This window comes from uncultured Nostoc sp., from assembly GCF_964245575.1.
Lineage (GTDB): Bacteria > Cyanobacteriota > Cyanobacteriia > Cyanobacteriales > Nostocaceae > Nostoc.
In genome coordinates, this window is sequence record NZ_CAXTNP010000484.1 from 1 (window position 1) to 3,377 (window position 3,377).

The following is a 3,377-nucleotide window of genomic DNA, read 5'->3' on the forward strand; positions in this document are numbered from 1 at the left end:
ATCTATATCTATGGTTCAATGTTAATGGAGATCAATAAAGTAAAAATTAGCTTTATAATAATTAACTTCAATATTGTATTTAGTAACTGATGAAAATAGCAGAAATTTTACACTCAGTTTGTTGCACGATATTAAGTATACACTTAAATTATTTTAGTATTGATTTAGACCTGCTATTTATCGTCAGTAGCCAAGTTAAATAACAGGAGATTTCTATGCCTGAAGCCATTGAGATTTATGATGATCGCCTGCGTGCTATTGTACGCCCAGGAGCCTCACTTCAAAAGCTTGCCAACGGTGCAGTCCATAGCGAGGGGCCTGTTTACTTCCATGAAGATAGCAGTGTTGTCTGGAGCGATGCTCACGGCAACCGCCTGTTGCGGTGGAGTGCCACTGACAATGTGACTGTCCTACGAGATCCATCTGATTACCAAAGCGGTAATTACCGTGACTTAGAGGGTCGTCTGGTTGCCTGTTCCTCTGGTCTGCGTGCTATTATCCGACGCGAACAAGACGGTGAATGGAAGGTTTTAGTCGATCGCTACCAAGGCAAACGCCTGAACAGTCCAAATGATTTAGTAGTCAAAAGTGACGGCACGATTTGGTTCACCGATCCGCCTTATGGGATTACCGAGCCAAACCAAGGTTACGGCGGCGAACAGGAACAACCCGGAAGTTACGTCTATCGCTTTGACCCGGCAATAAGTGAGATTTATCCTGTAGTAACAGATATGGTGCGCCCTAATGGGTTGGCTTTCAGTCCAGACGAAAGCCTTTTGTATGTTTCAGATACAGCTGCGTTTAATATTCCTGGGGGGCCTCATCATATTTGCGTCTATGAGGTTGTAGGCGTAGGTGTAGCCCGTCCTAGACATCGCTATGTAAAGAATGGGCGTGTATTTGCAGTTATTGAGCCAGGACAACCGGATGGACTGCGGGTTGACGAACATGGCAATGTTTTTACTAGTTCTCAAGATAGCGTGCAGATATACGCCCCCGACGGAACTCGCTTAGGAAAAATTTTTGTACCGGAGACATCAGCTAACCTGACTTTTGGTGGTAAGGAAGGCGATCACTTATTTATCACAGCCGGTCATTCGTTATATGTTATCGACCTTAATACCCGTGGTGTACAACTATGATTTATCAATTTGGGTTGGGTGTAGCGATCGCTTTTTTCCTAGCTGCATTTAATTTCCCACAGCTAAGTCCACACTTGTTAAGTTCACTTTCTCCTGTGTATCCTGACGGATTTCCAGGATTGGCACTTTTACTTCTCAGAGTTAGCCTTGGCTGGTTGTTTATACTACACGGCTATCCCAAGATAAGGCATCTTCCACAGTGGGCTGAGTCTCTAAAAACGCCTATTTTTCTTTGCTTTTTATCAGCTGCATCTATGTTAGGTGGCGGAATTTTTCTGATTATTGGATTCCTCACATTTTTAGCAACTTTGCCCATTCTCTGCTCAATGATTTTTGCAATATATTTGCACATCTCTGGAAGTAAGCCTTTTGTAGCTCAAGATCCGTACTTAATTCCTGAAGAACAGTATCAGGGTGCTTTAGGACAAGGTGAACCCCCTAGTTGGGAAAAGGCTTTTATGTATTGCGTCATGCTGATTGCGATCGCAGTTTTAGGCCCTGGTGCTTATTCGCTCGATGCTTTTATTTTTGGAAGTTGAGTTATTTCATTGTTAACACTGCATTGTATCAGACAGCAAATTAGAGAAAAGGTGTTTATGGAATCTTTATGCTGATCGCAATTATGGTTTTAGTCTTAAGTGCGTATTCACTATTGGCAAGGATATTAAAAAAAATATACTAAGTATAATGAACTTACTAAACACAAAAGTATATTGCCCAATAAAACCAACCTTGTGACGATTAATGACGACGGTAAATTACATATTTCAGTCCAGTCATTAGCAGAAGCTAAAATAGCGCTCAAAGAATTGAAGCTAAAAAAGAAAGAATATGCTTTTGTAAAAAGAGAAATATCTCAACAGCAGAAGATTACTCGCGCAGAATATACTGATAGAGTTCGTCAAAGAGGCTCTAAAGTCAAAGGTGCTGGTAGTATTGGGCGCATTGTACGAACTTTTCAAACAATTAATCGTGATGCCGATCGCCGTGCTTTAGCGCAAGAGCTTGCACCGCTAGAGCAGGAGAAAAATGCTATTGATGGAATTATTAATGCAATCGATCAAGCAATTTTACAAATTGAAAGGTACATGATTGAAAATCCTTAATCCAGTGTGCTTGATTATCTTTGCTAATAAGCCTTGCCGTTACTCCATAATCAGCAATATTGCGTGTCCGTCAGGGTCTTTAACTAAACAACCTTGCCGATAAGGAAATGAGTGATCGCTAAACTGTACAATCCTTGGTGATACGAACTGAACCCCGTTACCCCGTAGCTTATCCACTAACTGCTCAAGATTATTTACAACTAGCTCGATTTGCATGTGTGTAATATCCCAACTTTTGCAGTCACTCGGCATTGGGCGACCTTTTCCAGGCAAAATATAGTCCAGCAGTTCAATACCCACACCATCTTGAACAGGTCGCAGTGCTGTAATCTTGACTTCTGCTCCTGGTAAATTATCCAAGCGAGATTGGGTTGCACGCCAGTTGAAACTGCGGCTATCAATTTGCATTCCCAGGAGGTCGCGGTAAAAGTGTAGACTCTGCTCGGTATTAGAAATTGCGATCGCACTATGATCGATTCCCAAAAATAAGCGATCGCCGTTTTGATGCCATTTATCTTTACCTTTATCAGGCGGAAACCAAATTAACTCTAAATCATGACCATCAGGGTCTTTAAACTTAAAAGCGCGGACACCACCAGACGCTTCATTCTCTGGTGGTATTGTCTGGGGAGCAACTGAAATTGGTTCAATGGGAAATGAACGCAAGCGATCGTAAGCGCGATCCATATCACTCACCACAATTGCCAGATGTTGAAACCACAGGTCATTACTTTGTGAATCGTTGAGAATGGGTTTACCCTGAATGTTTAGATACTCCATCAACTCGATAAATTCATCTCCAAGTCGCAAGGTGATAATGCGAATTTTTACTCCAGGTACGCCTTCTAAATCACTGTAATCCTGTCCTTCAACAGTAATGTCAGAAACTAGTTCAAACAAGAGTGCTTGTGTATAGAAATTTAAAGAGCGATCGCCGTTTGTAACTGTTAAGCCAATCGCTCTAATTATTTGTGATTGTACATCGGTTTGACTAGACATATTCAATAGCCCTTCAGCTTATAATTATATGATTTTTAACAATTAATATCAAAAACTGTGAACAAACAAGTATTATATTAAAAATAATTTATTGTTAGATCAATTATGATTCAATTTTTAGCTAAATTTC

The 3,377-nt window shown here is 40.7% G+C and carries 4 protein-coding genes; 3 read left to right on the plus strand and 1 reads right to left on the minus strand.

The features are described 5' to 3' along the window. Nucleotides 1-215 precede the first annotated feature (215 nt). The 3 genes from ACFFAP_RS37320 to ACFFAP_RS37330 all read left to right on the plus strand — a co-directional run bounded on the left by ACFFAP_RS37320 (nucleotide 216) and on the right by ACFFAP_RS37330 (nucleotide 2,248). A complete protein-coding gene (locus ACFFAP_RS37320) occupies nucleotides 216-1,142 on the plus strand; it encodes an SMP-30/gluconolactonase/LRE family protein (RefSeq protein WP_375515925.1) in 927 nt (308 codons plus the stop codon). Beyond that, on the plus strand, nucleotides 1,139-1,681 hold the full coding sequence (locus ACFFAP_RS37325) for a DoxX family protein (protein WP_375515926.1): 543 nt from the start codon (nucleotides 1,139-1,141) through the stop codon (nucleotides 1,679-1,681). The genes ACFFAP_RS37320 and ACFFAP_RS37325 overlap by 4 nt, the downstream gene beginning before the upstream one ends. Nucleotides 1,682-1,855: 174 nt before the next feature. Next, nucleotides 1,856-2,248, plus strand: a complete 393-nt coding sequence (locus ACFFAP_RS37330; RefSeq protein ID WP_375515927.1) for a hypothetical protein — start codon at nucleotides 1,856-1,858, stop codon at nucleotides 2,246-2,248. 39 nt (nucleotides 2,249-2,287) lie between these two features. On the opposite strand, the gene ACFFAP_RS37335 is transcribed toward ACFFAP_RS37330, so the two are convergent. Then, nucleotides 2,288-3,247, minus strand: coding sequence for a VOC family protein (locus ACFFAP_RS37335; RefSeq protein WP_375515928.1), 960 nt, complete (start codon nucleotides 3,245-3,247; stop codon nucleotides 2,288-2,290). Between the last annotated feature and the right edge of the window lie 130 nt (nucleotides 3,248-3,377).